General features: G+C 65.8%; 22 protein-coding genes. 7 read left to right on the top strand and 15 right to left on the bottom strand.

All coding sequences use genetic code 11. The annotated features are described in order from the left end of the window. Positions 1–89: 89 nt before the first annotated feature. The 3 genes from HZR81_RS12860 to HZR81_RS12850 all read right to left on the bottom strand — a co-directional run bounded on the left by HZR81_RS12860 (position 90) and on the right by HZR81_RS12850 (position 5,056). Positions 90–1,289 (bottom strand): osmoprotectant NAGGN system M42 family peptidase, encoded by a 1,200-nt coding sequence (locus tag HZR81_RS12860; protein WP_133455971.1) that lies wholly within the window; start codon positions 1,287–1,289, stop codon positions 90–92. Positions 1,290–1,408: 119 nt separating this feature from the next. Then, positions 1,409–3,148, bottom strand: coding sequence for an N-acetylglutaminylglutamine synthetase (gene ngg / locus HZR81_RS12855; RefSeq protein ID WP_500128308.1), 1,740 nt, complete (start codon positions 3,146–3,148; stop codon positions 1,409–1,411). A 135-nt stretch (positions 3,149–3,283) separates the two neighbouring features. After that, entirely contained in the window at positions 3,284–5,056 is a 1,773-nt protein-coding gene (locus HZR81_RS12850; protein ID WP_133456310.1) for an N-acetylglutaminylglutamine amidotransferase, read from the bottom strand. A 175-nt stretch (positions 5,057–5,231) separates the two neighbouring features. On the opposite strand from HZR81_RS12850, the gene HZR81_RS12845 reads away from it, so the two are divergent. Then, on the top strand, positions 5,232–5,705 hold the full coding sequence (locus tag HZR81_RS12845) for a MarR family winged helix-turn-helix transcriptional regulator (protein ID WP_110777701.1): 474 nt from the start codon (positions 5,232–5,234) through the stop codon (positions 5,703–5,705). Positions 5,706–5,711: 6 nt separating this feature from the next. Here HZR81_RS12845 and HZR81_RS12840 read toward each other — a convergent pair whose 3' ends face one another. From HZR81_RS12840 to egtB, 3 genes are read right to left on the bottom strand one after another with little or no spacing between them, the layout of a single operon-like run. Further along, positions 5,712–7,475, bottom strand: coding sequence for a S8/S53 family peptidase (locus HZR81_RS12840; protein ID WP_500128307.1), 1,764 nt, complete (start codon positions 7,473–7,475; stop codon positions 5,712–5,714). 3 nt (positions 7,476–7,478) lie between these two features. Then, complete coding sequence (gene egtD / locus HZR81_RS12835) at positions 7,479–8,441, bottom strand: L-histidine N(alpha)-methyltransferase (protein ID WP_063541395.1); 963 nt, start codon at positions 8,439–8,441, stop codon at positions 7,479–7,481. 2 nt (positions 8,442–8,443) lie between these two features. Continuing rightward, positions 8,444–9,733: an ergothioneine biosynthesis protein EgtB gene (egtB, locus tag HZR81_RS12830; RefSeq protein WP_500128305.1), complete on the bottom strand. Its 1,290-nt coding sequence runs from the start codon at positions 9,731–9,733 to the stop codon at positions 8,444–8,446. A gap of 152 nt (positions 9,734–9,885) precedes the next feature. On the opposite strand from egtB, the gene HZR81_RS12825 reads away from it, so the two are divergent. Further along, a complete protein-coding gene (locus HZR81_RS12825; protein WP_476477824.1) occupies positions 9,886–10,701 on the top strand; it encodes an OBAP family protein in 816 nt (271 codons plus the stop codon). Positions 10,702–10,710: 9 nt separating this feature from the next. Here the strand turns inward: HZR81_RS12825 and HZR81_RS12820 are convergent, their stop codons facing one another. Further along, complete coding sequence (locus HZR81_RS12820; RefSeq protein WP_500128304.1) at positions 10,711–11,406, bottom strand: SDR family oxidoreductase; 696 nt, start codon at positions 11,404–11,406, stop codon at positions 10,711–10,713. A 9-nt stretch (positions 11,407–11,415) separates the two neighbouring features. Further along, on the bottom strand, positions 11,416–11,721 hold the full coding sequence (locus tag HZR81_RS12815; protein WP_013982271.1) for a hypothetical protein: 306 nt from the start codon (positions 11,719–11,721) through the stop codon (positions 11,416–11,418). A 117-nt stretch (positions 11,722–11,838) separates the two neighbouring features. On the opposite strand from HZR81_RS12815, the gene HZR81_RS12810 reads away from it, so the two are divergent. Beyond that, positions 11,839–16,155: a DEAD/DEAH box helicase gene (locus HZR81_RS12810; RefSeq protein ID WP_500128303.1), complete on the top strand. Its 4,317-nt coding sequence runs from the start codon at positions 11,839–11,841 to the stop codon at positions 16,153–16,155. A 10-nt stretch (positions 16,156–16,165) separates the two neighbouring features. Here HZR81_RS12810 and HZR81_RS12805 read toward each other — a convergent pair whose 3' ends face one another. Beyond that, complete coding sequence (locus HZR81_RS12805) at positions 16,166–17,026, bottom strand: DUF6279 family lipoprotein (protein WP_500128302.1); 861 nt, start codon at positions 17,024–17,026, stop codon at positions 16,166–16,168. A 176-nt stretch (positions 17,027–17,202) separates the two neighbouring features. Between HZR81_RS12805 and HZR81_RS12800 the strand changes: the two genes are divergently transcribed. Continuing rightward, positions 17,203–17,391 (top strand): hypothetical protein, encoded by a 189-nt coding sequence (locus tag HZR81_RS12800; RefSeq protein WP_063541407.1) that lies wholly within the window; start codon positions 17,203–17,205, stop codon positions 17,389–17,391. 41 nt (positions 17,392–17,432) lie between these two features. On the opposite strand, the gene HZR81_RS12795 is transcribed toward HZR81_RS12800, so the two are convergent. The 4 genes from HZR81_RS12795 to HZR81_RS12780 all read right to left on the bottom strand — a co-directional run bounded on the left by HZR81_RS12795 (position 17,433) and on the right by HZR81_RS12780 (position 19,946). Continuing rightward, entirely contained in the window at positions 17,433–17,981 is a 549-nt protein-coding gene (locus HZR81_RS12795) for a hypothetical protein (protein ID WP_063541409.1), read from the bottom strand. 78 nt (positions 17,982–18,059) lie between these two features. Next, positions 18,060–18,830, bottom strand: a complete 771-nt coding sequence (locus tag HZR81_RS12790) for a PAAT family amino acid ABC transporter substrate-binding protein (protein WP_500128301.1) — start codon at positions 18,828–18,830, stop codon at positions 18,060–18,062. Positions 18,831–18,958: 128 nt separating this feature from the next. Then, complete coding sequence (locus HZR81_RS12785) at positions 18,959–19,684, bottom strand: RNA pseudouridine synthase (RefSeq protein WP_500128300.1); 726 nt, start codon at positions 19,682–19,684, stop codon at positions 18,959–18,961. Positions 19,685–19,766: 82 nt separating this feature from the next. Further along, positions 19,767–19,946 (bottom strand): PFL_1563 family small protein, encoded by a 180-nt coding sequence (locus HZR81_RS12780; protein WP_267932459.1) that lies wholly within the window; start codon positions 19,944–19,946, stop codon positions 19,767–19,769. Between the two features lie 180 nt (positions 19,947–20,126). Here HZR81_RS12780 and HZR81_RS12775 point away from each other — a divergent pair, with 180 nt between their 5' ends. The 3 genes from HZR81_RS12775 to HZR81_RS12765 all read left to right on the top strand — a co-directional run bounded on the left by HZR81_RS12775 (position 20,127) and on the right by HZR81_RS12765 (position 24,649). Further along, on the top strand, positions 20,127–21,275 hold the full coding sequence (locus HZR81_RS12775) for a PQQ-dependent sugar dehydrogenase (RefSeq protein ID WP_500128299.1): 1,149 nt from the start codon (positions 20,127–20,129) through the stop codon (positions 21,273–21,275). A gap of 168 nt (positions 21,276–21,443) precedes the next feature. Beyond that, positions 21,444–23,771, top strand: coding sequence for a glucose/quinate/shikimate family membrane-bound PQQ-dependent dehydrogenase (locus HZR81_RS12770; RefSeq protein ID WP_500128298.1), 2,328 nt, complete (start codon positions 21,444–21,446; stop codon positions 23,769–23,771). Between the two features lie 41 nt (positions 23,772–23,812). Further along, positions 23,813–24,649, top strand: a complete 837-nt coding sequence (locus HZR81_RS12765) for a CvfB family protein (RefSeq protein ID WP_500128297.1) — start codon at positions 23,813–23,815, stop codon at positions 24,647–24,649. A 44-nt stretch (positions 24,650–24,693) separates the two neighbouring features. On the opposite strand, the gene HZR81_RS12760 is transcribed toward HZR81_RS12765, so the two are convergent. Then, positions 24,694–25,275, bottom strand: coding sequence for a DUF488 domain-containing protein (locus HZR81_RS12760; protein ID WP_500128296.1), 582 nt, complete (start codon positions 25,273–25,275; stop codon positions 24,694–24,696). Between the two features lie 3 nt (positions 25,276–25,278). Beyond that, on the bottom strand, positions 25,279–25,491 hold the full coding sequence (locus HZR81_RS12755) for a hypervirulence associated TUDOR domain-containing protein (protein WP_161611888.1): 213 nt from the start codon (positions 25,489–25,491) through the stop codon (positions 25,279–25,281). Positions 25,492–25,706: the final 215 nt, after the last annotated feature.

Here is a 25,706-nt window from a genome sequence, read left to right as displayed (position 1 = left end):
GTCCTTGTCCGGCTAACTTTGCCGAGTTAAACGTCGAGCGGCAAGCCTTGGCTGCCGGAAGAAAGCGCCTCGTCACGTAAGCCTTTGGCTCAGCTGTCGCGCTCGTTGGCATGACGGCCGACAAGGGTATCGACTGGCGGCACGCGGGTGTCATTCTCCATCTGCGCTTCGTGCTCCAGTTGGTGGCTGAAGCGTTCGAGGGAGTCCTGGGTGTGATGGGCGTCGCTGGCGAACACCGGCGGGCTCAGCATGTAGCTGCAGAGCAGTCGGCTCATTGCCGCGAGACTGTCGATATGGGTGCGCTCATAGCCGTGGGTGGCGTCGCAACCGAAGGCCAGGAGCGCGGTGCGAATGTCGTGACCCGCTTCGATCGCCGACTGGGCATCACTGTGGTAATAGCGAAACAGATCGCGGCGCACCGGGATCTCGTGTTCACCGGCCAGCTTGAGCAGATGGCGCGACAAATGGAAATCGTAAGGGCCGCCGGAATCCTGCATGGCCACGGTCACCGCATGCTCGCTGGAGGCCTGGCCCTTGGCCGCCGGAGCAATATCGATGCCGACAAACTCGCTGACGTCCCAGGGCAGGGCGCCGGCCGCACCTGAGCCGGTCTCTTCGGTGATGGTGAACAGCGGATGCACGTCGATCGGCGGCTCGCGACCGCTTTCGACGATGGCCTTGAGGGACGCCAGCAGGGCGGCGACACCAGCCTTGTCGTCGAGGTGGCGAGCGCTGATATAGCCGCTTTCGGTGAATTCCGGCATCGGGTCGAAGGCGACGAAGTCGCCGACGTTGACCCCCAGCGCGCAGGTTTCGGCGTGGCTGTAGGTATAGGCATCCAGGCGCAGTTCGACGTGGTCCCAGCTGACCGGCGCTTCGTCCACTGCAGTGTTGAAGGCATGCCCCGACGCCAGCAGCGGCAACACGCTGCCGCGGATCACCCCGGTATCGGTGAAAACGCTGACGCGGCTGCCTTCGGCGAAGCGGCTCGACCAGCAGCCGACGGGGGCCAGGCCGAGGCGGCCGGAGTCGTGAACCTCGCGGACGATCGCGCCGATGGTGTCGAGGTGCGCGGCGACTGCGCGGTCCGGGCTGTAGCGGCGACCCTTGAGCGTGGCGCGGATGGTGCCGCGGCGGGTCAGCTCGAAGGGGATGCCGAGTTCGGTCAGGCGCTCGGCGACATAGCGCACAATGGTGTCGGTGAAACCGGTGGGGCTGGGAATGGCGAGCATTTCCAGCAGTACCCGTTGCAGGTAGTTGAGGTCGGGTTCGGGTAGTTTTGCGGTCATGGAAACCTCCCGTTGGGCGGCGGCTCGCAGCCAGCCAATGAGATGAATGGGGAAAAATCGAAGGGCACCAGGGTGCCCTGGATCGACTGCCTGCCCGGCGCGAGGCCGGGCGGGGTTGCTCAGCCGGCGACGCTGAGCGGAAAGAGCAGGTCGATGAAGCGCTCGGCGGTCGGCTGTGGCTCGTGATTGGCCAGGCCGACGCGCTCGTTGGCTTCGATGAAGACATACTCCGGCTGGTCCGGCGCCGGCACCAGCAGGTCCAGGCCGACCACCGGGATGTCCAGCGCACGGGCGGCGCGCACCGCGGCATCGCTCAGCTCCGGATGCAGCTGAGCGGTGACATCCTCCAGCGTGCCGCCGGTATGCAGGTTGGCGGTACGGCGCACGGACAGGCGCTGGCCGGCGGGCAGCACGCTGTCGAATTCGAAGCCTGCGTCACGCAAGCAGCGCTGGGTTTCCTCATCCAGCGGAATATGACTTTCGCCGCCGGTGGCGGCCTGGCGTCGCCGGCTCTGCTTCTCGATCAGCGCGCCGATGCTGGTGCGACCGTCTCCAATCACTTCCGCTGGCCGGCGGATTGCCGCGGCGACCACCTCGTAGCCGATGACCACGATGCGCAGGTCCAGTCCCGGGTGGAAACTTTCTAGCAGTACGCGGCTGTCGAACTGCCGCGCGCGCTGAAAGGCTTCCTCCATCTCGACGGCGTCGCGCAGGTCCACCGCCACCCCCATGCCCTGTTCGCCGTCCACCGGCTTGACCACCACGCTGCCGTGTTCGGCAAGGAAAGCCGCGTTATCTGCCGGTGTGCCCGCCAGCTGCTGCGCCGGGAGGCGGATGCCAGCGTGGGAGAGGGTTCGGTGAGTCAGGCGCTTGTCCTGGCAGAGGGTCATGCTCACCGCCGAGGTCAGGTCGGAAAGCGACTCGCGGCAGCGCACCCGCCGGCCGCCCTGGGTCAGGGTAAACAGCCCGGCTTCGGCATCGTTGATCTCGATCTCGATGCCACGCCGGCGAGCTTCGTCGACGATGATCTTGGCGTATGGGTTGAGCTTGGCCTCCGGCCCCGGACCGAGGAACAGCGGCTGGTTGAAGCTGTTCTTGCGCTTGACGGTGAAGGTCTGCAGATCACGAAAGCCGAGCTTGGCGTAGAGCGCCTTGGCCTGCTGATTGTCGTGCAGCACGGACAGATCCAGATAAGCCAGGCCACGGCCCATGTAGTGCTCGATCAGATGGCGAACCAGCGCCTCGCCGACGCCGGGCCGCGGGCAACTGGGTGAGACTGCCAGGCACCAGAGGCTCGAGCCGTTCTCCGGATCATTGAAAGCGCGGTGGTGATCGATGCCCATCACGCTGCCGATGATCTGTCCGGAGGTTTCGTCCTCGGCCAGCCAGTACACCGGGCCGCCCTTTTCGCGAGGCGTGCAGCGCTCCGGGTCGACCGGCATCATGCCGCGCGACTGGTACAGGCCGTTGATCGCATGCCAGTCCGCCTCGCTCTGTGCGCGGCGTACGCAGAAGCCGCGGAAGGGCTTTTGCGAGGGGCGATAGTCGCTGAACCAGATGCGCAGCGTGTCCGAGGGGTCGAGGAACAGCTGTTGTGGTGCGTAGGACAGCACCTGATGCGGCGCTGCGACATACAGCGCGATGTCGCGCTCGCCGGCCTGCTCGTTGAGCAGTTCGGCCGCCAGCTGCGCCGGATCGGAATAAGTGTGGCCAACCAGGATGCGGCCCCAGCCGCAGTGCAGGGTCACCGGGCCGCAGGGCTCCTCGTGGCCGTCCTCCGCGAAGCGTGCCTGCAAGCGCTGGTAGGTCGGTGCCTGCCCGCGCAACAGACGCTGACCGTAGGCTTGGGACTTCTGCATGGTACGTTCCTTGATGCTAGGTCACGAAGCAGCGGGTCGCGGGGCGAAGTGTCCGCCCCTTGATGCAAGCCAACCGCAGCCGTTCGTGAGCGGGTTATCGGGGCTTTCGCGACAAGGCGAACTCATCGGCGGCCCCTAAAGGCCTTGCTCGCTCAACCATAGGTTGACCGCCGCCAGCTGCCAGAGTTTTGAACCGCGCAGCGGGGTGAGCTGGCCATCCGGATCGGCGAGCAGCTTCTCCAGCATCTGCGGGTTGTACAGCCCGCGTTCCTGGCTGGGGTCGAGCAGCATTTCGCGCACCCAGTTCAACGTGGCGCCCTGCAGGTGCTTGAGGCCCGGCACCGGGAAATAACCCTTGGGTCGGTCGATCACCGCGGCGGGGATCACCTGGCGTGCGGCTTCCTTGAGCACGTACTTGCCGCCTTCCGGCAACTTGAATTTCGCCGGGATGCGTGCCGACAGCTCGGCCACGCGATAGTCGAGAAACGGCGTGCGCGCCTCCAGGCCCCAGGCCATGGTCATGTTGTCGACGCGTTTGACCGGGTCGTCGACCAGCATCACCGTGCTGTCGATGCGCAGCGCCTTGTCCACCGCAGCCTCGGCCCCTGGCTGGGCGAAGTGCTGACGGACGAACTCGCCGGAGAAATCGCCCTTGACCCACTGCTGCTGCATGGTTTCGGCGTATTCCTCGTAGCTGCGGTCGCGGAACGCAGCGAGGTAGGCCGCCACCGGGTCCTCGGCGCCATCCACCTGCGGATACCAGTGGTAACCGGCGAACAGTTCGTCGGCGCCCTGACCGCTCTGCACCACTTTGCAGTGCTTGGCCACTTCCCGCGAGAGCAGGTAGAAGGCGATGCAGTCATGGCTGACCATTGGCTCGCTCATCGCCTGGAAGGCGGCCGGCAGCTGCTCGAGGATTTCCTTTTCCTGGATGCGCAGCTGATGATGGCGGGTGTTGTAGTGCTTGGCGATGAGGTCCGAGTACTTGAACTCGTCGCCGCGCTCGCCGCCGGCGTCTTCGAAGCCGATGGAGAAGGTCAGCAGGTTGTCGTCGACACCGGCCTCTCGCAGCAGGCCCACCAGCAGGCTGGAATCGACGCCTCCTGAAAGCAGCACACCGACGTCCACTGCAGCGCGCTGACGGATCGCCACCGCCTCGCGCATGGTGTCCAGGGTCAGGCTTTTCCAGTCCTCGAAGCTGTAGTCGCGTTCCTCCTCATGGGCGCCGAAGCGCAGGTTCCACCAGCGTTCGGTGGTGGTCGTGCCGTCGGCGTCGATGCGCATCCAGCTGGCCGGCGGCAACTTCTCGATGCCGGCAATCAGCGTGTCCGGCGCCGGCACCACCGCGTGGAAGCTCATGTAGTGGTTCAGTGCCACCGGATTCAGCACGCCGGCGATATCGCCGCCCTTGAGCAGCGCCGGCAGCGAAGAGGCGAAGCGCAGGCGCTGGTCGGTGCGCGACAGGTACAGCGGCTTGACGCCGAGGCGGTCGCGGGCAATGAACAGTTGCTGACGGTCGCGCTCCCAGATCGCGAAGGCGAACATGCCGTTCAGGCGCGGCAGCAACGCCTCGCCCCAGGCGTGGAAGCCTTTGAGCAGTACCTCGGTGTCGCCTTCGGAGAAGAAGCGATAGCCGAGATTTTCCAGCTCGGCACGCAATTCGGGGTAGTTGTAGATGGCGCCGTTGAAGACCATCGACAGGCCGAGGGCCGAGTCGATCATCGGCTGGCCGGAGGCCTCGCACAGATCCATGATCTTCAGGCGTCGGTGGCCAAGCGCCAGCGGCCCCTGGCTGTGAAAACCGCACGCGTCGGGGCCGCGCGCAGTCAGGTGTTGGGTGATGCGTTCAACCGCGGCCAGGTCGGCCGGGCGGTTATCGAAACGAAGTTCTCCAGCTATGCCACACATAAAGTCCTTACCGGTTTTGCCGTTGGGGAGTGTGACTGACCCGTCATCATCGAAGTTCAGCTTTTCGGACCAGCGCAGCGGCGCTGGTTCAGGCTCGATCGGGTCAGTCATCTTTTACACCAAAGCAAAATAATGCTTTGATGTCAAAGTTAATGATCCACATGAAAGCGTATTCATGGCTGAAGAAACCGTTTCAAATGAAAATAATCTTGCCGGGCTCCAGGCCTTCGAGATGCCGCTGTTCCAGGCCATGCGCCGACTGCAGCAGGACGCCGAGGTGCATGCCAAGCGGCTCGCCCGTTTCGGCGGCTTGAGCCCCGTGCAGCTGATGATCCTGCAAGTGCTGGCCGGCGAAGGACAGATGACCGCCAGCGCCCTGAGCCGGCGCGTGAGCTTGACCGCCGCGACGCTGTCCGGTCAGCTGGATCGGCTCGAGGAACGCGGGCTGTTGCAGCGTCAGCGTGACGACCAGGATCGTCGCCGCCAGTGGCTGCTGCTCAGCGACAGCGGCCGGGAACTGCTGGAGGACGCGCCAGCCTTGCTGCCACCGGAATTCCGTGCGCGGTTCGCCGGACTGCCGCAGTGGGAACGCCATGCGCTGACTGCCGCTTTGCTGCGCGCCGCCGAGCTGTGCGGCGACATGGAGTGAGGTGACCTAGCGCGGGTTCTCCAGGCTCTTCACCGTCAGTTCCAGCGCCTTGCGCATGTCCAGTCGTGCCGAGCGGCCGACATCGTTGTCATCCAGCCGATAACCGCGCTCGGACGGCAGGATCGGCGCCGTCAGGTCGTCCGCCTCGGCCGGCTCGAAGTCCGAATCGCGGCCGATGGTCATGGCGCTGCGGCGCAGCAGTTCACGCACCTGATCGGGGGTGAGTTCCGGATTGACCGACAGCATGGCCGCCACCGCGCCGGCCACCAGTGGCGTGGCGTAGGACGTGCCGCAGTGCACGTCGCCGCGCTGCTCGGGGTTGAGGCTGGCGGCGCGGGTGCAGGCGGCGGCGGTGATGTCCACACGCATGTCGACGTTCGACGACTTGCGCTTGCGCACGTAGTCCGGGTGCTGCACTGAAACCTCTTTCTTGGCGTTGCGCTCGTGGCCACCGACCACCAGCAGCTGCTCAGTGATGAAGGAGGAGGGCAGGCGGTAGTCGTCGCGGCTCGAGTGAGCGGAGCCGTTGCCGGCGGAATTGATCACCAGCACGTCGGGGTGCTCGCGGCGCAGCCAGAGGAAGAACTCTTCCAGCAACTCCTCGTAGCCGCTCATGGCGATGCCCGAGCGCAGCAGCGAATCCACCGGCTCGCCTTCCACGTCCAAGGTGCCGATGCGATGGATACCCCAGCTCCAGTTGAGAATCCGTGCGCCATCTTCGACCAGATTCACCGAGGCTGCGACATTGGCGGTGATGCCGGCATCCGAGTTGCGCTCGACGATCACTTCGAAGCCCGGTCCGGTGCCGTCCAGCGAGGCGAGAAAGCCCTGGTCGCGGGCGTCGCTGGCGTGCGCGGCGAGAATGCCGGTCACGCTGCTGCCATGGTTGTCCGGCTTGTCGGCGTCGCGGGCGTAGAGGCAGGTGCGCTGCTGCCGCGGATCGCAGGGCTGCAGGTATTCGGCGAAGTGCGGCGCGTCGAAGTCCACCGCGCGCTCGATGATGCCGATGCGCACCGGCTTGCGCTCGGCGGCGCGCTGGCCGTCCGGGATGCGTTCACGGTAGTAGTCGACCGCATCGAGGAAGCGGTTGGCGGCCCATTCGCGGTTCTGTTGGCGCGGCTGCTTCGGCTGTTCCTGCTCCTCGTTTTCCGCAGCGGATTCCTCGATCACCACCGCATCCACGCCTTCCTCGCTGCCCAGGCGCAACACCATGGCATCGCGTTCGATCAGGTTGTCCACCGGCAGGCGCAGCTGATAGGTATTGAGCGGGGGGATGGCGCCGACCAGCTTCGCCCCATACTTCTCGGCCAGCTGCTGTGCCTTCGCCAGGCCTTCATGGTCTTCCTCGATGATCAGGCTGACCAGATCGACGTAGGTAGTCAGCCCGTCCATGTTGCGCGTCACCTCATCCGCCCTGGCGGCGACCACCTGGCTACGTCCGGCCGACAGCCAGACCGGATTGCTGCGCCGGCCGCCGTGCTCCAGCCACAGCGGGCCGCTGCGTAGCTCGTCAGGCGCGAGGGTCAGGCGCATGCGCTCGCCGTCGCGGCGGATTTGCTCGGCACGCAGCGGGCGACCGTCGAGCTTAAGCTCCACCTCGCTTTCCGGAAGTACGCGGGTTCGCAGGCACCAGCTCAGCGCCTGCTTGGAGAACAGGTCACCGCATCGCTGCAGCTGGGTGATGCGCATGTCCTGATCGGCTGTAGCGGCTTGTGTCAGCAAGGCGCCCAGTAGGCCCAGGGCGATGACGTTCGAGCGGTATGCAGTCATGGTTCAGCGTCGTTGCAGGTAGTTCACGCTGAACAGTTCGCGCCGATCGGTCCACTGGCCACGGCAGTCGAAACCGGCTGTGTCCGCCAGCGCGACGAAGGATTCCAGCGTGTACTTGTAGGAGTTTTCCGTGTGCAGGCTTTCCCCGGCGTCGAAATGAAAGCGCCGGCCTTCGATGGTCACGTCCTGGGCCTCGGGGCTGATCAGATGCATCTCGATGCGCGATTCGTTCTCGTTGAAAAATGCTCGATGGACGAAACGCGACGGGTCGATGTCGCTGTCCAGCTCGTTGCGGATGCGCTGCAGCAGGTTGAGGTTGAAGGCGGCGGTTACGTGGGCGCGGTCGTTGTAGGCGGCCTCGAGCACGGCGCGCTCCTTGACCAGGTCGACGCCGATCAGCAGCCCGCCGCCGGCCGGCAGCACGTCGTGCAAACGCTGCAGGAAGGCCCTGGCCTCGGCGGGGGTGAAGTTGCCGATGCTCGAGCCGGGGAAGAACACCAGCGGGTGCTCGCTGGAGAAGTCGTCCGGCAGGTTCAGTTCATGGGAAAAGTCGGTACAGGCGGCATGCACTTCCAGCCAGGGATAGTCCGCCGCCAGCCGTTGGGTGCTGCTGAGCAGGAAGTCTTCGGAGATGTCGATGCCCAGGTAGCTGGTCGGGTGCAGCGCCTCCAGCAGCAGGCGGACCTTGCGGCTGGCGCCGCTGCCCAGCTCGATCAGGTCGCTGTGAGGGCCGGCGATGTCGAGGATGTCGTTGGCCGCCTCGGCAAGGATCTGTTCCTCGGTGCGGGTGATGTAGTACTCCGGCTGCCGGCATATCTGCTCGAACAGCTCGGACCCGCGCCGATCATAGAAGAACTTCGGTGACGCCCACTTCGGTGTGGCGGCGAATCCGGCCAGGGTCTCGTCGCGCAGCGAGGCCTCATGCGGCTGCTGCAGCTGATCGTGAAAATGAATCGCCAGGGCCATGCTCAGAGTCCTCGTGCCAGGCGCAGCCCGGCGAACTGCCAGCGCATCGCCGGCTGGAAGAAGTTGCGGTAGGTGACCCGCACGTGGGATTCCGGCGTGGCGCAACAGCCTCCGCGCAGCACCATCTGGCCGGACATGAATTTGCCGTTGTATTCACCGAGGCTGCCTTCCAGCGGGCGGAAGCCGGGGTAGGGCAGGTAGGCGCTGGCTGTCCATTCCCAGACATCGCCGAACAGCTGCAGCGGGCCGTCGTGGCCGGTGGGCGCGGCGACCGGTTGCAGGTAGTCGCTCTCGAGAAAGTTGCCACGTAGCGGCTGGTCGGCCGCCGCCATCTCCCACTCGGCCTCGCTCGGCAGGCGTGCGCCGGCCCAGCGTGCATAGGCATCAGCCTCGTAGTAGCTGACGTGGCAGACCGGTGCTTCCAGGTCCAGCGTGCGCAGCCCGCCCAAGGTCATTTCATGCCAGGCTTCGTCTTCTCGCAGCCAGTACAGCGGTGCGTTCCAGCCGGCCTGCTGGATCAGGTCCCAGCCGTCGGAAAGCCACAGCTCCAGCCGGGCGTAGCCGCCGTCAGCGATGAACGACAGGTACTCGCCATTGGTTACCAGGCGCTCGGCAAGCTGGAAATCCTCGACGAACTGGCGATGCCGCGGCGTTTCGCAATCGAAGGCGAAATCACTGCCGGCATGGCCGATGTGCTGCACCCCACCGGCATAGTCATACCAGCGGGGGCGTGCCGGGCGGCTCGGCAACGGGCTGGCCAGGTCGTCGCGATAGACCGGATGCAGCGGGTTCTGCGCCAGGATGTGCTTGATGTCCATCAGCAGCAGTTCCTGATGTTGTTGCTCGTGCTGCAAGCCCAGCCCGACCCGCCGGACGATCTCGGCGGCCTGCTCGCGAGGCGGGTTGGCTAGCAGCTCGCCGATTGCCTGGTCCACCTGCTCGCGGTAGCGATAGACCTCCTTCACCCCGGGGCGGGAAAGCATGCCGCGTCGAGCCCTGGGGAACGGCACGCCGTGGGTCTGGTAGTAGGAATTGAACAGAAAGTCGTAGGCCTTGTTCTGGCATCGATAGCTCGGCAGGTAGGGCAACAGTACGAATGTCTCGAAGAACCAGGTGACATGCGCCAGGTGCCATTTCGGCGGGCTGACCTCCGGCGTGCTCTGGATCACGTAATCCTCGATCTGCAGAGGCGCGCAGATCGCCTCGCTGGTCGCGCGCACCTGTCGATAGCGCTGCAGCAACTGATCGAGTTCGGCCAATGCCGGATGCGGCTGTTGTGCCAGGTTGCCCATGGCTGTCCCCCTAGGTTCTTGCGCGACCGAAACGGCCTCCCATAGCGACACGGGGCAAAGGGCAAAAGTTTCTGCCGGACGGGTAGGCCGTGGTGAAGAAATGCGCAATGCACGTGGTCACTCCCCGTATGAGCAAAGCAGGAGATCGAACGATGCGAAAGTCACTGGTCCTTTGTAGCGCGGCCGTTCTGGGGGCCTGCGGGCAGCACGACACCGCACCCTACACCGAGGCGGCGGGCGCGCCGAAAAGTACCGAGACCCGTGCGCTGGAGGCCGGCGCCCGTTTGCTGCAGGGCCAGGCGCCGCTGAACGCGGTCAGCGCCTATCTCAACGGCTTCCATTTCTACAACGGCGACATGAACGGACAGATGGAGGCGCATCACTATGTCACCCGCCTCAACGAGGAGGTGATGCAGGCGCTGATCTATGACGGCAACGGCCGCGACGCCAAGCTGATGGGCGTGGAATACATCATCAGCGCGCGCCTGTTCGAAACGCTGCCGGAAGAGGAAAAGAAGCTCTGGCACAGCCACGACTACGAGGTGAAGTCCGGCACCCTGGTTGCGCCCGGCCTGCCTGAGGTGGCGGAGCGGCAGCTGATGGAGCAGGTGGTCAGCACCTACGGCAAGACCTGGCATACCTGGCACACCGATCGCGACAAGGAGCTGCCCTACGGTATTCCGGCGCTGATGATGGGCTTTACCGCCGACGGCCAGCTCGATCCGGCGCTGGAAAAGGCGCGCGATCGGCGTATTGGCGTGGATACCCGGGAGACCCGCCGCAACCGCCAATCGATTCCACAACCCTCGGTCCATCCTGCCGCCAATGCCTGGGAGCAGGGCGAGGTCATCCAGTTGCAGCGGGTGCGTGGCGCAGGTGAACACCGGCATGGCGATACGGTCGGTCCGGCGGAGATCAACGAGTCGGGCCACCTGCAGCAACAGCAGCAACGCAGCGACCCGCGCTGAACGCCGTGCCTATGGACTGTCCTGCAGGGGTGGTGTCGGGCGGATCAGGATTTCGTTGACGTCCACATGGGCCGGTTGCGACAGGGCATAGACCACCGCACGGCCGATGTCCTCCGGTTGCAGGGCGTAAGCCGGCGGCTCGTCGAACAGCGGCGTATCGACCATGCCCGGCTCGATCAGCGTGACCCGTACACCGCTGCCGCGCAGCTCCTCGCGCACGCTCAGGCCCATGCCGGTCACCGCCCATTTGCTGGCGCTGTACATCGAACCGGGAATGACGAAGCGCCCGGCCGCCGAGCCGGTGAGCAGCAGATGGCCGCGGCTGGCCTTGAGCGCGTCGAGCGTGCAGCGCAGCGTCAGCCCGACGCCGTAGACGTTGGTCAGCAGCATTTCCTTCCATACCGCCGGGTCGGCCGCGCTGAAGCCGCCTTCGCTGCCCGGTATGCCGGCGTTGGCGTAGACCGCATCGAGCTGGCCGAAGCGCTCCAGCACCTGCTGCACCATGGCCTGCTGGTCGGCATGGTCGGTGACGTCGCAGCGGATGGCGATGGCGCGCTGCGAACCGATTTCATCAACCAGCCGCTGCAGCTTGTCCGCCGAACGCGCGGCCAGTGCCAGGCGATAGCCGGCCTGGGCGGCCTGGCGCGCGGTGGCCGCACCGATCCCGGACGAGGCGCCGGTGATCAACAGAACGGGATCGCTCATGCCGCCTCCTCAGTAGTTCGGAGTGGTTTCCGGAATGGCGCTGGCGTCGGTGATGAAGGGCATCGTCCAGGGCTCCAGGGTACAGCCCTTGTCGATCAGCTCCTGGCGGGTCTGCTCGATGACCTGGGCCATGCGCAGCGGGTCGGCGTAGTCGCGCACCTGCGCCACCCGGGCGAGTTCTTCGCCGCTGCCGTTCATCACGGTGAAACCGAAGCTGTCGTCTTCGGGGTTGGCGCTGGTCACGCAGCCACAGGGCAGAAAGGCTTCCGAGGCCAGTTGCATCGCGTTGTCCAGGCTCAGGGGCGTTGTGGTCATGATCGTCTCCGTTGCGTTGCCGTTGTCTGGAGTTGACCGCCATATGCCGGTGCCGTTTCCCCACAGCCGACCGGCTGTCGCTTGTGCAATGGCAGGCGCGGCACCATATTCATCGGCATGAGCATGCCTGCCCCCGATCCGCTGTGCCGCTTCCATCCCGCCGTGGCGGGCTGGTTTTCCCGCAGCTTTCCCGCCCCGACACCGGCTCAGGCAGCAGCCTGGCCGTTGGTACGCGCCGGTCGCTCGACCCTGGTCGCCGCGCCGACCGGTTCGGGCAAGACGCTGACCGCCTTTCTCGCTGCCATCGACGCGCTGGTGCAGCAGGGCCTGACCGAGGGCGGGCTGGTCGACGGCACCCAGGTGCTCTACGTGTCGCCGCTCAAGGCGCTGTCCAACGATATCCATATCAACCTCGAGCAACCGCTGGCCGGCATCGGCGCCGAGCTGCAACGGCTCGGCCTGCCGCCGGTGGACATTCGCACCGCTGTGCGCACCGGCGACACGCCGCAGGCCGAGCGCAACGCGATGCGCAAGCGGGTGCCGCACATCCTGGTCACCACGCCGGAATCGCTCTACGTGCTGCTCGGCTCCGAGTCCGGGCGGCAGATGCTGCGCGATGTGCGCAGCGTGATCGTCGACGAGATTCACGCCATCGCCGGCAACAAGCGCGGCAGCCACCTGGCGTTGTCGCTGGAGCGGCTGGAGGCGCTCTGCGAACGACCGCTGGTGCGCGTCGGGTTGTCCGCCACACAGAAGCCCATAGACGCGGTTGCGCGCTTTCTGGTCGGAACCGAGCGCCCTTGCGAAATCGTCGATATTGGCCATGGCCGCGCCCGCGACCTGGCGCTGGAAGTCCCGCCGGTGCCGCTGGAAGCGGTGATGAGCAACGATGCCTGGGCGCTGGTCTACGACCGCCTGGCCGCGCTCGCCGGCGAGCATCGGACCACCCTGGTGTTCGTCAACACGCGCCGCATGGCCGAGCGCACCACCCGCCATCTGGCCGAACGGCTGGGCGGCGCGGTGGTGGCGGCGCACCATGGCAGCCTGGCGCGCGAGCAGCGGCTGACGGCCGAGCAGAAGCTCAAACGCGGCGAACTGCGGGTGCTGGTGGCCACCGCCTCGCTGGAACTGGGCATCGATATCGGCGACGTGGAACTGGTCTGCCAGCTCGGCTCGCCGCGCTCGATCGCCGCTTTCCTGCAGCGAGTAGGACGCGCCGGTCACCAGGTGGCGGGTGTATCCAAGGGGCGCCTGTTTCCCAGCTCGCGTGATGACCTGATCGAATGCGCCGCGCTGCTCGATGCCGTGCGCCGCGGCGAACTGGACACGCTGAGAATTCCCCCGGCGCCGCTGGACGTGCTGGCCCAGCAGATCGTCGCCGAGGTATCCAGCCGAGAATGGCAGGAGGACGCGCTGCTGGCGCTGCTGCGCCGGGCGATGCCCTATGCGGTGCTGGATGACGCCACTTATCAGGCGCTGCTGAGGATGCTCGCCGAAGGCTATACCACTCGCCACGGCGCGCGCGGCGGCTATCTGCATCGCGACCTGGCGACCCGCAGCCTGCGCGGCCGCCGCGGCGGGCGGCTAACCGCGCTGACCTCCGGCGGCACCATCGCCGACAACTCCGACTACGCCGTGCTGCTGGAGCCGCAGGGGCTGAACATCGGCACGGTGAACGAGGATTTCGCCGTGGAGAGCCTGGCCGGGGACGTGTTCCAGCTCGGCAACACCTCCTACCGCATCCTCAAGATCGAGGCGGGGCGGGTGCGCGTGGAGGACGCCCAGGGCATGCCGCCAAGCATCCCGTTCTGGCTCGGCGAAGCGCCAGGGCGCAGCGACGAGCTGTCCTTCGCGGTCGCCCGCCTGCGTGGGGAAATCGACCAGCGGCTGGCCAGCGCCGAGTCGCAAGCGGCCGAACGCCTGCAGCCGGTGATCGATTGGCTCGCCGGTACCCCGGGCATCCCACGCGAAGCCGCGCAGCAGATCGTCGAATACCTGTCCCGTGCACGTGCGGCGCTGGGCGCGTTGCCGACCCAGCGGCGGCTGATCATGGAGCGCTTCTTCGATGAGTCCGGCGGCACCCAGCTGGTGATCCACTCGCCCTATGGCAGCCGCATCAACCGCGCCTGGGGCCTGGCGCTGCGCAAGCGCTTCTGTCGCACCTTCAACTTCGAGCTGCAGGCGGCAGCCACCGAGGACGCGATCATCCTCTCGCTGTCGACCAGTCACAGCTTCGCGCTGGATGAGGTCTGGCGCTACCTGCATTCGGCCAGTGCCGAACAGGTGCTGATCCAGGCGCTGCTCGACGCGCCGCTGTTCGGCGTGCGCTGGCGCTGGATCGCCACTACCGCGCTGGCCCTGCCGCGCATGGCCGGCGGGCGCAAGGTGGCGCCGCAGCTGCAGCGGATGAAAAGCGAAGACCTGCTGGCCACGGTGTTCCCCGATCAGGTGGCCTGCCTGGAGAACATCGTGGGTGAACGGGAGATTCCTGACCACCCGCTGGTGCGCCAGACCCTCGACGACTGCCTGCACGAGGCCATGGACAGCGAGGGTTGGCTGGCGCTGCTGCGGCGCATGGAGCGGGGAGAGGTCGAGCTGCTGACACGTGACCTGCCGGCGCCGTCGCCACTGGCCATGGAAATCCTCGGCGCGCGCCCGTACGCCTTTCTCGACGACGCCCCGTTGGAAGAGCGACGCACCCAGGCGGTGCTCGCCCGTCGCTGGAGCGATCCGGAATCAGCCGACGACCTTGGCGCGCTGGACCCCGAGGCGATAGCGGCGGTGGGGGCGGAGGCCTGGCCGGAGGCGCGCAACAGCGACGAGCTGCATGAGGCGCTGACGGCGCTGGGCTGCATCGCCGAGGCCGAGGCGGCGGGGCAGCCGCACTGGCTGCAATGGCTCGCCGAGCTGGCCCGCGCGGGGCGGGCGACACGCCTGCAGGTGGCTCACGACCGCGCGCTCTGGACCCCGCTGGAGCGCCTGGCCTGGCTGCGTTCGATCTATCCGCAGGCGGCCTGCGAGCCGCGTCTGCCATTGCCGGCCGGCTATGACCAGCTGCTCGACGAAGAGGAGGCGCTGGTGGAACTGATCCGCGCCCGTCTGAGCGGTTTCGCGCCGCTGCCGGTGCCGCTGATTGCTAGACCGCTGGCCCTGCCGGCCTCGGCGGTGGCGCTGGCGCTGACCCGTCTGGAGGCCCAGGGCTATGTGCTGCGCGGGCGCTTCAGCCCGGGAGCGAGCGAGGACGAGTGGTGCGAGCGGCACCTGCTGGCGCGCATCCATCGCTACACGGTCAAGCGCCTGCGCCGCGAGATCGAGCCGGTGGAGCTTGCCGACTGCATGCGCTTTCTCGCCGACTGGCAGCATTTGTCGGCGGGCACCCGCATGCAGGGGCGCGAGGCGCTGGGCACTCTGGTCGAGCAGCTGGAAGGCTTCCAGGCGGCCGCGACGGCCTGGGAAAGCGATTTGCTGCCGGCCCGTCTGAAGGATTACGGCAGCACCTGGCTGGATGAGCTGTGCCGCTCCGGTCGCATTGTCTGGACGCGGCTGTCCGGGCGTCTCAAGGCCAGCGGCGGGCCGGTACGTGGCACGCCCATCGTACTGTTGCCGCGGCGCCAGCTCGGTGCCTGGCATGCATTGGCCAGCGACGCGCCCGCGCCGGAACTGTCATCGCGGGCGCAGCGCGTGTTCGATTGCCTGCAGACCCATGGCGCGCTGTTCTTCGACGAACTGCAGCACGATGCCCATCTGCTGCGCAGCGAACTGGAGGACGCCCTGGGCGAACTGGTGGCGGTCGGGCTGGTGAACGCCGACAGCTTCGCCGGCCTGCGCGCGCTGCTGACGCCGGCCAGCAAGCGTTCGCGCACGGCGCGGCGAACCCGCGGAGGCGCCTTTATCGGCAGTATGGCCGACGCGGGGCGTTGGGCGCTTGTGCGCAAGCCGGTGGCGGGGGATGTCGCCGGGCACGCCGTTCTTCCGATCCAGGCGCTGGAGCATATTGCCCGCGTGCTGCTGCGCCGTTACGGCGTGGTGTTCTGGCGACTGCTGGCGCGCGAGGCGGACTGGTTGCCGCCCTGGCGCGAGCTGTTGCGGGTCTACCACCGGCTGGAAGCGCGTGGCGAGATCCGCGGCGGGCGTTTCGTCGCAGGCGTGGCGGGCGAGCAGTTCGCCTTGCCGGAAGCGCTGGCGCTGTTGCGCGAGGTGCGCAAGCGACCGTTGGCGGGCGAGCTGCTGGCGGTCTCGGCGGTCGATCCGCTGAATCAGTTGGGGACGCTGTTGCCGGGCAGCAAGGTGCCGGCGCTGCCGGGCAACCGCATCCTCTACCGCGATGGCGTGCCGCTGGCGGCGCTGGTGGCGGGCAAGCCGCAGTGGTTGCTCGACCTCGACGAGCCGACGCAGCGTGAGGCCCTGCGCCGGCTGACCTCGACGGGGCGCTGAGGCCCGGCCGTCAGCCGGCCTGGGCCAGGCACTTCAGACTGCCGAAGTCGCTCTGCAGCTGCGCCAGCCGGCCGCTCAGATGGGCGCGCTGGCCGTCGTCGGCCAGACGATGGAGGTCGGCCACCAGTTCCAGACCGGCCTGTTCTGCGCGTTGCAGCGCCGCGCGGTCATCTTCGTTCAGCAGCGCTTCGCGATCCTGCAAGAGCCGGGCGATACGCTTATCGAAATCGCCGCCGTGGCGCTGCTCGACGGCGGCTAGCAGCATCGCCTGCCATTGCTCGCGGTTGCGCAGCCAGCGGCTGTTCTGCTCGCTCAGGGTGTGCGCCCAGCGCAGCACGCGCTGGCGCTGCTGCGCGTTCAGCGGGCCGAACCAGTATTGCAGGCGCTCCTGCATGCGCTCGGCGCGTTCGCGGATCTGCTGCTCCAGGGGCGGCTCGAGGTATTTCTCTCGGTGTTCACGGCGGTTCTCGTCCAGCGCCTTGCGCAGTTCCTCGACTTGCGCGTCGTTCAATGCCCGCAGCAGATCGGTGGCGGTCGGGGTGACTTCCACCGCGATGCTGTGCATGGCGTCGCGTACGCCGCGGTAGTGTGGCTCCAGATCGCTCGGCTCGAGTTGGCCGTCGGCACTGCTTCGCTCCAGCCGGTCAAGCCTGGCAAGGAGTTCCGGCAACTGGGTGCTGCAGTGCCAGGCCAGATGTTCGCGCAGCCGTTGGCGCAGTTCGCGCTGCTGGGTGCGGTCCAGGTCCAGGTAATCGTTGAGTGTCCAGGGAATCAGCGTGTCGAGGTTGCGATAGACCAGCGTGGCGCGACTGCAGCCCGCCAGCAGCGTCGCGATCAGCAGCGTTAGCACAAGCAGTCGGGTGGTACGCATCCTCGGTTCCTCGCGGTCGGCGCCTTTTCCGTAGAGCCAAGGCGCTGGCGGTGGTTCGATCGAAGGGGGATCTGCTTGCCGGGGGCGAGCAAAGTCGGCCATGCCGTGGTCTTCAGAATAAGCGCCCGCCGCGTAGCGCGCGGCGGTGGACATTCCTACAGCAGTGGAGAGCAGCCATGAGCACTCAGATCAAGCATCTCAGCGGCGACGACGTACCCAAGGCCTGGCGCCCGACCTGGGCGGTGTGCTGGGTCGTGGAGCTGGACGGCACGATCATCGGGGGACCCTATGGCTCCGAGCAGGAAGCCCGTGCGGTGGCTGACGGCGAGCAGGAGCCACGCATCTTGCAGACCCCTGCACCGTAAGCGGCGCCGTCTGGAGCGGCGCGACAAGTGTCAATGACGGGTCAGCGGGCCTGCTCCAGGCAGTGCTGCGGACAGGGGGCCTGATATTCGGCGGCAGGCGGCGGCGGGGCGACCAGCTGGTCGACCAGTTCCAGCGACTTTTCGAACGACGGGTAACCGCTGCGCGCGACATCAAGCTCGCCATAGGCTTGGCGGTAGCCCTCGGCCCTTTCCGGATCGGCTTCGGCGAGCAGGTAGGGTTCCTGATAGATCTTGTAGAGCAACGCCACCGCATGTGGATGACCCTTGCGCTTGGCCTGCTCCAGCAGTTGCAGCACTTCGGACGGTTCCGGGCCCTGGCGGATCAGTAGCAGCGCCTGGTAGAACTCGGTTTCACCCCGCCGGTCGAGGCGCGCGCTGCGATCGAGCAGGGCCTGCGCCAGCTCGTAGCCATCCTCGTTGCCGACCGAGATCAGGATCTTCGCCTGCATCAGGTCGTTCTGGTAAAGCAGGCGCTCGGCTCGACAGCTGTCGCTCCAGACGCGATCGCAGGACTGGCTGGCGCAGCCGCCGAGGGCCAAAAACAGGCCGAACAGCAATGCCTTTTTCATGGCTGAATTGGTACTCCGTTCTCTTTTCGCCAGTATGCGGTGTGCCAGCTTCGATTCGCCAGTGGCGCTTACGTTCGCTCAGTATCTGGGGCAGGGTGCGCTCATCTCGTGCAGGCCGTAGCGCCTGAGCAGCTTGAGCCAGCGTGCGCTGTGGGGCAGGTCGGCAATCATCTGCTGCATGAATTGTGTGGTTTCGGCGGGCAGGCTGGCAGTCATCAGCAGGTGGCGATCGAAGACATAGAGCGGCTTGGGCGAGACGTACAGCTGGTCCGCCGATGTCTCGGTCAGGCTATAGAACAGGCGGGAAGAGCGTGGCATGAGCACCACATCGATGCGCTCGGAGAGGAGCTTGTTCAGGTTCTGCAGGTCGCTGTGCACGTCTTCGCGGCGGATCAATCCCTTGTCGATGTCGGGTTGCAACTCGCGGTAGCGGTGACCGAGGATGCCGCCCAGACGCTTGCCGTGCAGTGAGCGTGGCCCATCGTAGTCGACCGGTGCGTCACGGTGGGAAACGAAATCCTGGATGTCGCAGAGCAGCGGAGGCGTCCAGCTGGCGCCGGTGGTCAGGTGCTCGGGAAAGAATTCCGGCGTGGCCCAGAGCAGGATGCCTGGCTCGTTGGCGGCGAGCCGGGCGTCGAGGCGCTTGCGTGGCAGCTGACTCAGGCGAAACTCGAAACGATCCTGATTGCTCGGGTGTTCATTGAGCAGCTCTACCAGCGCCTCGGAGAGCCCGCGGCCTTGACCGGAGGCGAACGGAGGAGAGGGCTGGTACGCCCAGACGGCGACGGGCTCGGCTGCCAGTGCCGGAGCTGAAAAACAGATCAACAGCCAGAGCAGAAGAGTCCGCATCACGATCCTGTGTTCGGGTGAGATGTCGTGGCGATTTGCCGCGATACGCGGCAAAGACTGGTTCACAGTTGCCCGTTAGGCAAGTGCGCTCCGCCGACCGGCGCTGCGGGCGGGCTCGGGCCGAGGCGTCAGAAGCGTTCGTGCTCGCCGAGGAAGCGCCAGTGCCCCACCGGCAACTTGGCCATCGACAGCCGGCCGATGCGGATGCGCTTGCTGGCGATGACACGCAGGCCGATGGCCTCGCAGAGCATGCGTACATCACCCGGCGCGGGCTCCTTGAGCACCACGCGCAGGCGGCTCTCGCTCTGCCAGCTGACCTTGGCCTTGGGCAGGATCTTGCCACGATGACCGATGCCCTTGGCCAGCAGCGCCAGGCCGCCTTCTTCGGCCTCGCCGGTGACTTCGACGATGTACTCCTGCTCCGGTTTGTCCCGTGCACCGGTCAGCACACGGATCACTTCGCGCTGCTGAGTGAAGATCGCCAGGCCGCTGGCGTCATCATCCAGCGGCAGCAGATGGTGTTGCCGCAGCAGGTGACGTTGCAGTGGCTCGATGCGGTTGGGATCGTCCTGCCAGTGTTCGCCATCCAGCAGCACCTGGCGGATGCGTTCCGCCTCGGCTCCGATCGCCAGGCCGGCCGGCTTGTGCAGCAAGAGGGTGACGGGGGCGACTTCGCGGGCAGTGGCACCTGCCTTTAGCTCGATGCGCTGTTCGGGCCCGACCTTGACGAAGGGCGCTTCGATCAGCTCGCCGTCGACGGTGACCCAGCCGCCCTCGACATACAGCTCGGCCTCGCGCCGGGAACAGCCGAATTGCTCGGCGACGCGTTTGGCAAGGCGCACGGGGTCGGTCATGGGATGCTCGAAAAGGATCAGAAGGGAGGCGGAACGCGGCGAGCCATGGAACGGCTCGCCGAAAGCGGTTCGGATCAGTCGATCACTTCTTGCTGATGGTGATCTGGCGGGACGGGCCTTGGGTCTGGCCGCTCACGCCATTGGGGATGGTCTGGATTTCGCCGCCAGCCTTGAGAAAGGCTGCCATCTGTGCGGCAAGGGATTGGCTGGTTTCGGTAGCAGGTTCGGGCTTGCGCTTGGCGGTGGTGGTCTTGGTGGCCATGGATCGCTTTTCCTTCAATCAGTCGAACCGGGCATTATACAGATTTGATCAAATTTTGTTCAGCTTTTTACAGGTGGTCATTTCCTGAAGTGTTTTCGCAACGCTTGCCGCGCCGCGCTGGTCTTCAATAGAGCGTTGTGGCGCGGAGCTTGCCGCGTCAGGCTACTTGGGAGGAACGCCATGCATCGTCACGTCATTCGCTCCGCGCTCTTCGGCGTCGGTTGTGCGTTCTCGCTCCAGCTCGTCGCCGAGCCGCAGGAATATCCCAGCGAGGCTGGCACGGTCAGGGTGAAAGAAATCATCACCGGTCTGGAGAACCCGTGGGGATTGGCCTTTCTGCCGGACGGCAAGCGGATGCTGGTGACCGAACGGCCGGGACATCTGCGTCTGGTCGATCTGGATGGCCATCTTTCCGAGCCGCTGGCCGGGGTGCCGGATGTATTCGCCCGCTCGCAGGGCGGCTTGCTGGACGTACGGTTGTCGCCGGACTTTCAGACCGACCGGCTGGTGTATCTCAGCTATGCCGAAGCCGGCGAACAGGGCATGGCCGGAACGGCCGTAGGGCGCGGTAGGCTCAGTGAGGATCTGTCCCGGCTGGAGAACTTCAAGGTGATCTTCCGCCAGCAACCGAAGCTGTCCAGTGGTGTGCATTTCGGCTCGCGGCTGGTGTTCGATGGCGACGGCCATCTATTCGTCGCCCTGGGTGAGAACAATCAGCGCTCCACTGCACAGGACCTCGACAAGCACCAGGGCAAGGTGGTGCGCATCCGGCCCGACGGCAGTGTGCCGCAGGACAACCCCTACGTTGGCCAGGATGGTGCGCGGCCGGAAATCTGGTCCTATGGCCACCGCAATCAGCAGGGCGCTGCACTCAACCCCTGGAGCGGAGTGCTCTGGACCCACGAGCACGGCCCGCGGGGCGGCGACGAGATCAACATTCCGCAAGCCGGCAAGAACTATGGCTGGCCGCTGGCGACCCATGGCATCAACTACAGCATGCTGCCGATCCCCGAAGCCAAGGGCAAGACCGTGCCGGGCACCGAGCCGCCGCATCACGTCTGGACGAAATCCCCCGGCGTCAGTGGCATGGCGTTCTACGACGCCGAGCGTTTCCCAGCCTGGCAGCACAGCCTGTTCATCGGTGCTCTGGTGGATCAGTCACTGATCCGTCTGCGCCTGGACGGCGATCGCATCGTCGGTGAGGAGCGTCTGCTCAAGGACATGGGCGCGCGCATACGCGATGTCCGTGTCGGGCCGGATGGCTTTCTCTACCTGCTCACCGATGCCGGTAACGGCAAGCTGCTGCAGGTCGGGCTCGAATCCCGCTGACGTCTATGATCGACATGGCCGTGGTGGCTGACCGCGGCCGATGCAGCGATCTTCGATCGGCACGGAGCATTCCCGCGCATTGCCTGTCCCACTTTTCAGGCGGCCGCTGATGGCGGCCCCCTGAAAGGGGTTGTACGGGTTCGATAACAAGATCGAGGGAGAAATGCCGTGGCTGTGGTCATCAGCGGATTGTTCTGCATCGTCATCGGCTTGGCGCTGGCTGCCGGCGGCGCGAAAGTCATCAGTCTCGGAGGCACCTGGTATTTCGCGGTCGTGGCTGGCGGTTTTCTGCTGACGGGCGTCCTCCTGCTGATGCGCAGACGCGCAGCCTTGTGGGTCTATGCACTGCTCATGCTCGGGGCGCTCGGTTGGGCCCTGTACGAGGTAGGGCCCGACTGGTGGCAGCTGGCTCCTCGCGGCAGCATCATCGCGCCGCTCGGGTTGTGGCTGCTCATGCCTTGGGTCGTGCAGCGGCTGGGCTGGCAGCATTTCGGCTGGCGTGCGTGGGGTGGTGCTGCACTGCCGTTGCTGCTGGCGGTGCTGCTGTGGGGCGGTACGGCGGTCTATGCCATCGGCCACGACAGCCATGACATCAAGGGCATGCTGCCGCCACCGTTGGCAGAAGCGCCCGCTACCGACAGCGTGCCGGCCGGCGACTGGCATGCCTATGGGCGCACGCAGCACGGTCAGCGCTACTCGCCGCTGGCGCAGATCACGCCGGCCAATGTCGAGCGTCTGGAGCCGGTGTGGCATTACCATACCGGTGACCTGCGCGGCCCCGAAGATCCGAACGAGACCACCTACGAAGTCACGCCGCTGAAGATCGATGACAGCCTGTACCTGTGCACGCCGCACAACTTCGTCATCGCACTGGATGCCGAGACCGGACAGGAACGCTGGCGCTTCGATCCCAAGGTGCCGCATTCGGTCAACCGCCAACATCTGACCTGTCGCGGGCTGTCCTACCACGCCGCACCGGCCGGCAACGAGACGCAGAGCTGTCGCCAGCGGCTGTTCATGCCCACCGCCGACGCGCGGCTGATCGCCCTGGATGCCAAGACCGGTGAGATCTGTCCCGGTTTTGGCGATAACGGCGAGGTGGACCTGTGGGCCAACATGCCCCACGTCAAGGAGGGCTTCTACTACTCGACCTCGCCGCCAGTGGTGGCGCGCGACCTGGTCATCATCGGCGGGGCGGTGAACGACAATGTTCGCGCCAATGAGCCTTCCGGAGTGATCCGTGCCTATGACGTCTACACCGGCGAGCTGAAGTGGAACTGGGATCCTGGCAATCCAGACGAGACCGCGCCCATTGCAGCGGGTGAAACCTACAGCGCCAGCAGCCCGAACAGCTGGAGCATTTCCAGTGCAGACGAGGCGCTGGGTTTGATCTACGTGCCGCTGGGCAATCAGGTGCCCGATCAATGGGGTGGTCGACGGAGCGAGAACAGCGAACGCTTTTCTTCTTCGATCGTTGCGCTGGATCTGGAGAGCGGCGAGCTGCGCTGGGTGTTCCAGACCGTGCGCCATGATCTGTGGGACATGGACGTGCCGGCGCAGCCAAGCCTGGTCGATATCCAGACCGAAGAGGGCCCGGTCCCGGCGCTGGTGGCGCCGACCAAGCAGGGCGACATTTATGTGCTGGACCGTCGCACGGGCGAGCCGATCCTGCCGGTACGCGAGGTGCCGGCGCCGCAGGGCGCGGCCGAGGGCGACTGGGTCGCCAAGACGCAGCCAGCCTCGGCACTGTCCTATGAGCCGCCGAAGCTGCAGGGCAAGGACCTGTGGGGCGCCACGCTGATCGACCAGATGATGTGCCATATCCAGTTCCATTCCTTGCGCTACGAAGGCCGTTACACGCCGCCTTCAACGCAGGGCACGCTGGTGCATCCGGGCAATTTCGGCGTGTTCAACTGGGGCGGGGTAGCGGTCGATCCGGTGCGGCAGATGGTGTTCAGCGCGCCGGCCTATCTGGCATTCACCTCGCGCCTGATTCCGCGCGAGGACGCCGAGACGACTTACGTATCCGAGGAGGAGCCGTTTCTCAACGAGAACTTCGGCTCGCCCTTCGCCGTTGAGCTGAAGGCTTTCGTATCGCCCATTGGCCTGCCATGCACCGCGCCGCCGTGGGGCTACGTGGCCGGCGCCGATCTGCGTACCGGCAAGACGCATTGGCTGCGCAAGAACGGCACGGTGCGCGACCGTGCGCCGATTCCGCTGCCGTTCAAGATGGGCGTGCCGAGCCTTGGCGGACCGATGCTCACCGCCGGGGGTGTGGCGTTCTTGAGCGGCACGCTGGACTACTACCTGCGTGCGTACGATGTCAGCACCGGCCGCGAACTATGGAAAGCGCGTCTGCCGGCCGGCGGTCAGGCCACGCCGATGACCTACGAGAGCCGCTCGGGTCGGCAGATGGTGGTGGTGGTCGCCGGCGGACATGGCTCGCTGGGCACCAAAGCCGGTGATTCGGTGATCGCCTATGCATTGCCACGCTGACAGGCGCTAGAATCGCCGCCTTTATATTCGGGACCGCCCACATGGCCGCAATCGGACGCTACAACAGCCTGCAGATCGTCAAGCACACCGGTTTCGGCCTCTATCTCGACGGCGGCCCGGACGGCGAAATCCTGCTGCCCAACCGCTACGTCCCCAAGGACACGCCGACCGAGGTGGATGACTGGCTGAACGTCTTCATCTACCTCGACAGCGAGGACAAGCTGATCGCCATCACCGAAAAGCCCAAGGTGCAGGTCGGTGAATTCGCCAGTCTGAAGGTGGCGGAGATCAACCGCGTTGGCCTGTTCCTCGACTGGGGCCTGCCCAAGGACTTGCTCTTGCCGCATTCGGAGGAGAAGCGGCCGCTGCAGGTGGGTGATTACTGCGTGGTCTACGTCTACGTCGACAAGCGCACCCGACGCATTACCGCCACGGCACGCCTGGATCGCTACCTGGACAAGACCGCGGCGAATTACAAGGTAGGAGAGGCGGTGGACCTGCTGATCGTCGAGGCGACCGATCTCGGTTTCAAGGCGATCATCAATGGCCAGCACTGGGGCCTGATTCACAAGAACGAGGTGTTCAAGTTTCTCCGTGGAGGCATGCGCGAGCGTGGCTATATCAAGGAGCTGCGGCCCGACGGCAAGATCAGCCTGAGCCTGCAGCCGGTGGGTAGTGAGGCGACCGATGCGCTGCAGGCGCTGATCCTGCAGAAACTGGAAGAAAACCAGGGCTCGCTGGATGTCAGCGACAAGAGCCCGGCCGAAGAAATTGCCCGCCGCTTCGGCGTCAGCAAGGGCAACTTCAAGAAGGCCATCGGTGGTCTTTACAAGCAGGGCCGCATCGTCATCCACCCCGATCGCATCGAACGCGCCTGAGCCAATCCCCTGGCCGGGTGGTCGCAGTGACCACCCAGCGGCTGCTACAGATCCAGCTTGATCTGCCCGCTGCCGACTTCCTTTCTCAACGACTCGCCTTTGCCCTCCGCATAGCTCAGCTGCCCGTCGACCAGGCGGGCAGGGGCGGTGAACGGGTGGGCGGCCGGCGGCTTCTCGTCCTGGATATGCAGGACTTCGATACCGCGCATTTTCAACACGTCCGAGACCAGCGAACGATGGCAGCGCCACCAGAGCACCTCGGCGCACATCATCGCCGTGCGCCGTTGCGCCGCCATTTCCAGTAGGCGCTGCAGGCCGCGGTCGAATTCATCGCTGCGCAGATGGTCGGCATAGCCGCGAAACGAGCTGTTGCGCCAGGCCAGGTTTAACGAATCCTTCAGAGGCCGCCGTCTGCCGCCCAGTTCCTCGATCCATTGATAGTGCAGTCCGTGCGCTTCCAGACCTTCGCGCAAGGCTGCCTCGCCGAACTGCGGCAATCGCCTTGAGCCGGGAAAGCGGCGGACGTCGGCGATAGCCTCGATCTGATGGTGGCGCAGTAGCTCGATCAGCTGCTCCAGCGAGCGCGTCGAGTGGCCGATGGTCCACACCGTGGCTGGCTGAACCATGCCTCAGCTCAGCTTCCTGAGCGCCGACTCTTTATGCATCGCCACATGGTCGGTCTTGTCGCTCTTGATCTCGTATTGCGGCTCGTCCGGGCTGGCGCGCCGTGTGCGGCCCATGAATTCGGTGTCGGCCGTGTGCACTCGGGTGATGTGACCGCTGACCCGTCCTGCTTCCGAATTCCAGCTGACGTGATCGCCCACTTTGTACTTCTGGCTCATGGTGCCTCCGTTTCGTCGTTCGGTAAGGCTTCCGACAGCCATCGGCCGATGAAGATCGGTTGTTTCCGGCACTTGGTTTTTTATCCGACACGAAGGGCTGTTTCGCTGCTCCGCTATATACCGTTCGTCGGCAAGCTTTGATAGCGGTTAATCCCTCTGGTGATCACGAAAGTTCAAAAAGCCGACGCTCATTTTGGCGCCAGGTAACCAACTAG

Origin of the sequence: Pseudomonas sp. LM13, from assembly GCF_041381355.1 — a bacterium.
GTDB classification, from domain to species: domain Bacteria; phylum Pseudomonadota; class Gammaproteobacteria; order Pseudomonadales; family Pseudomonadaceae; genus Stutzerimonas; species Stutzerimonas frequens.
This window is presented reverse-complemented; position numbering and strand designations above follow the sequence as displayed.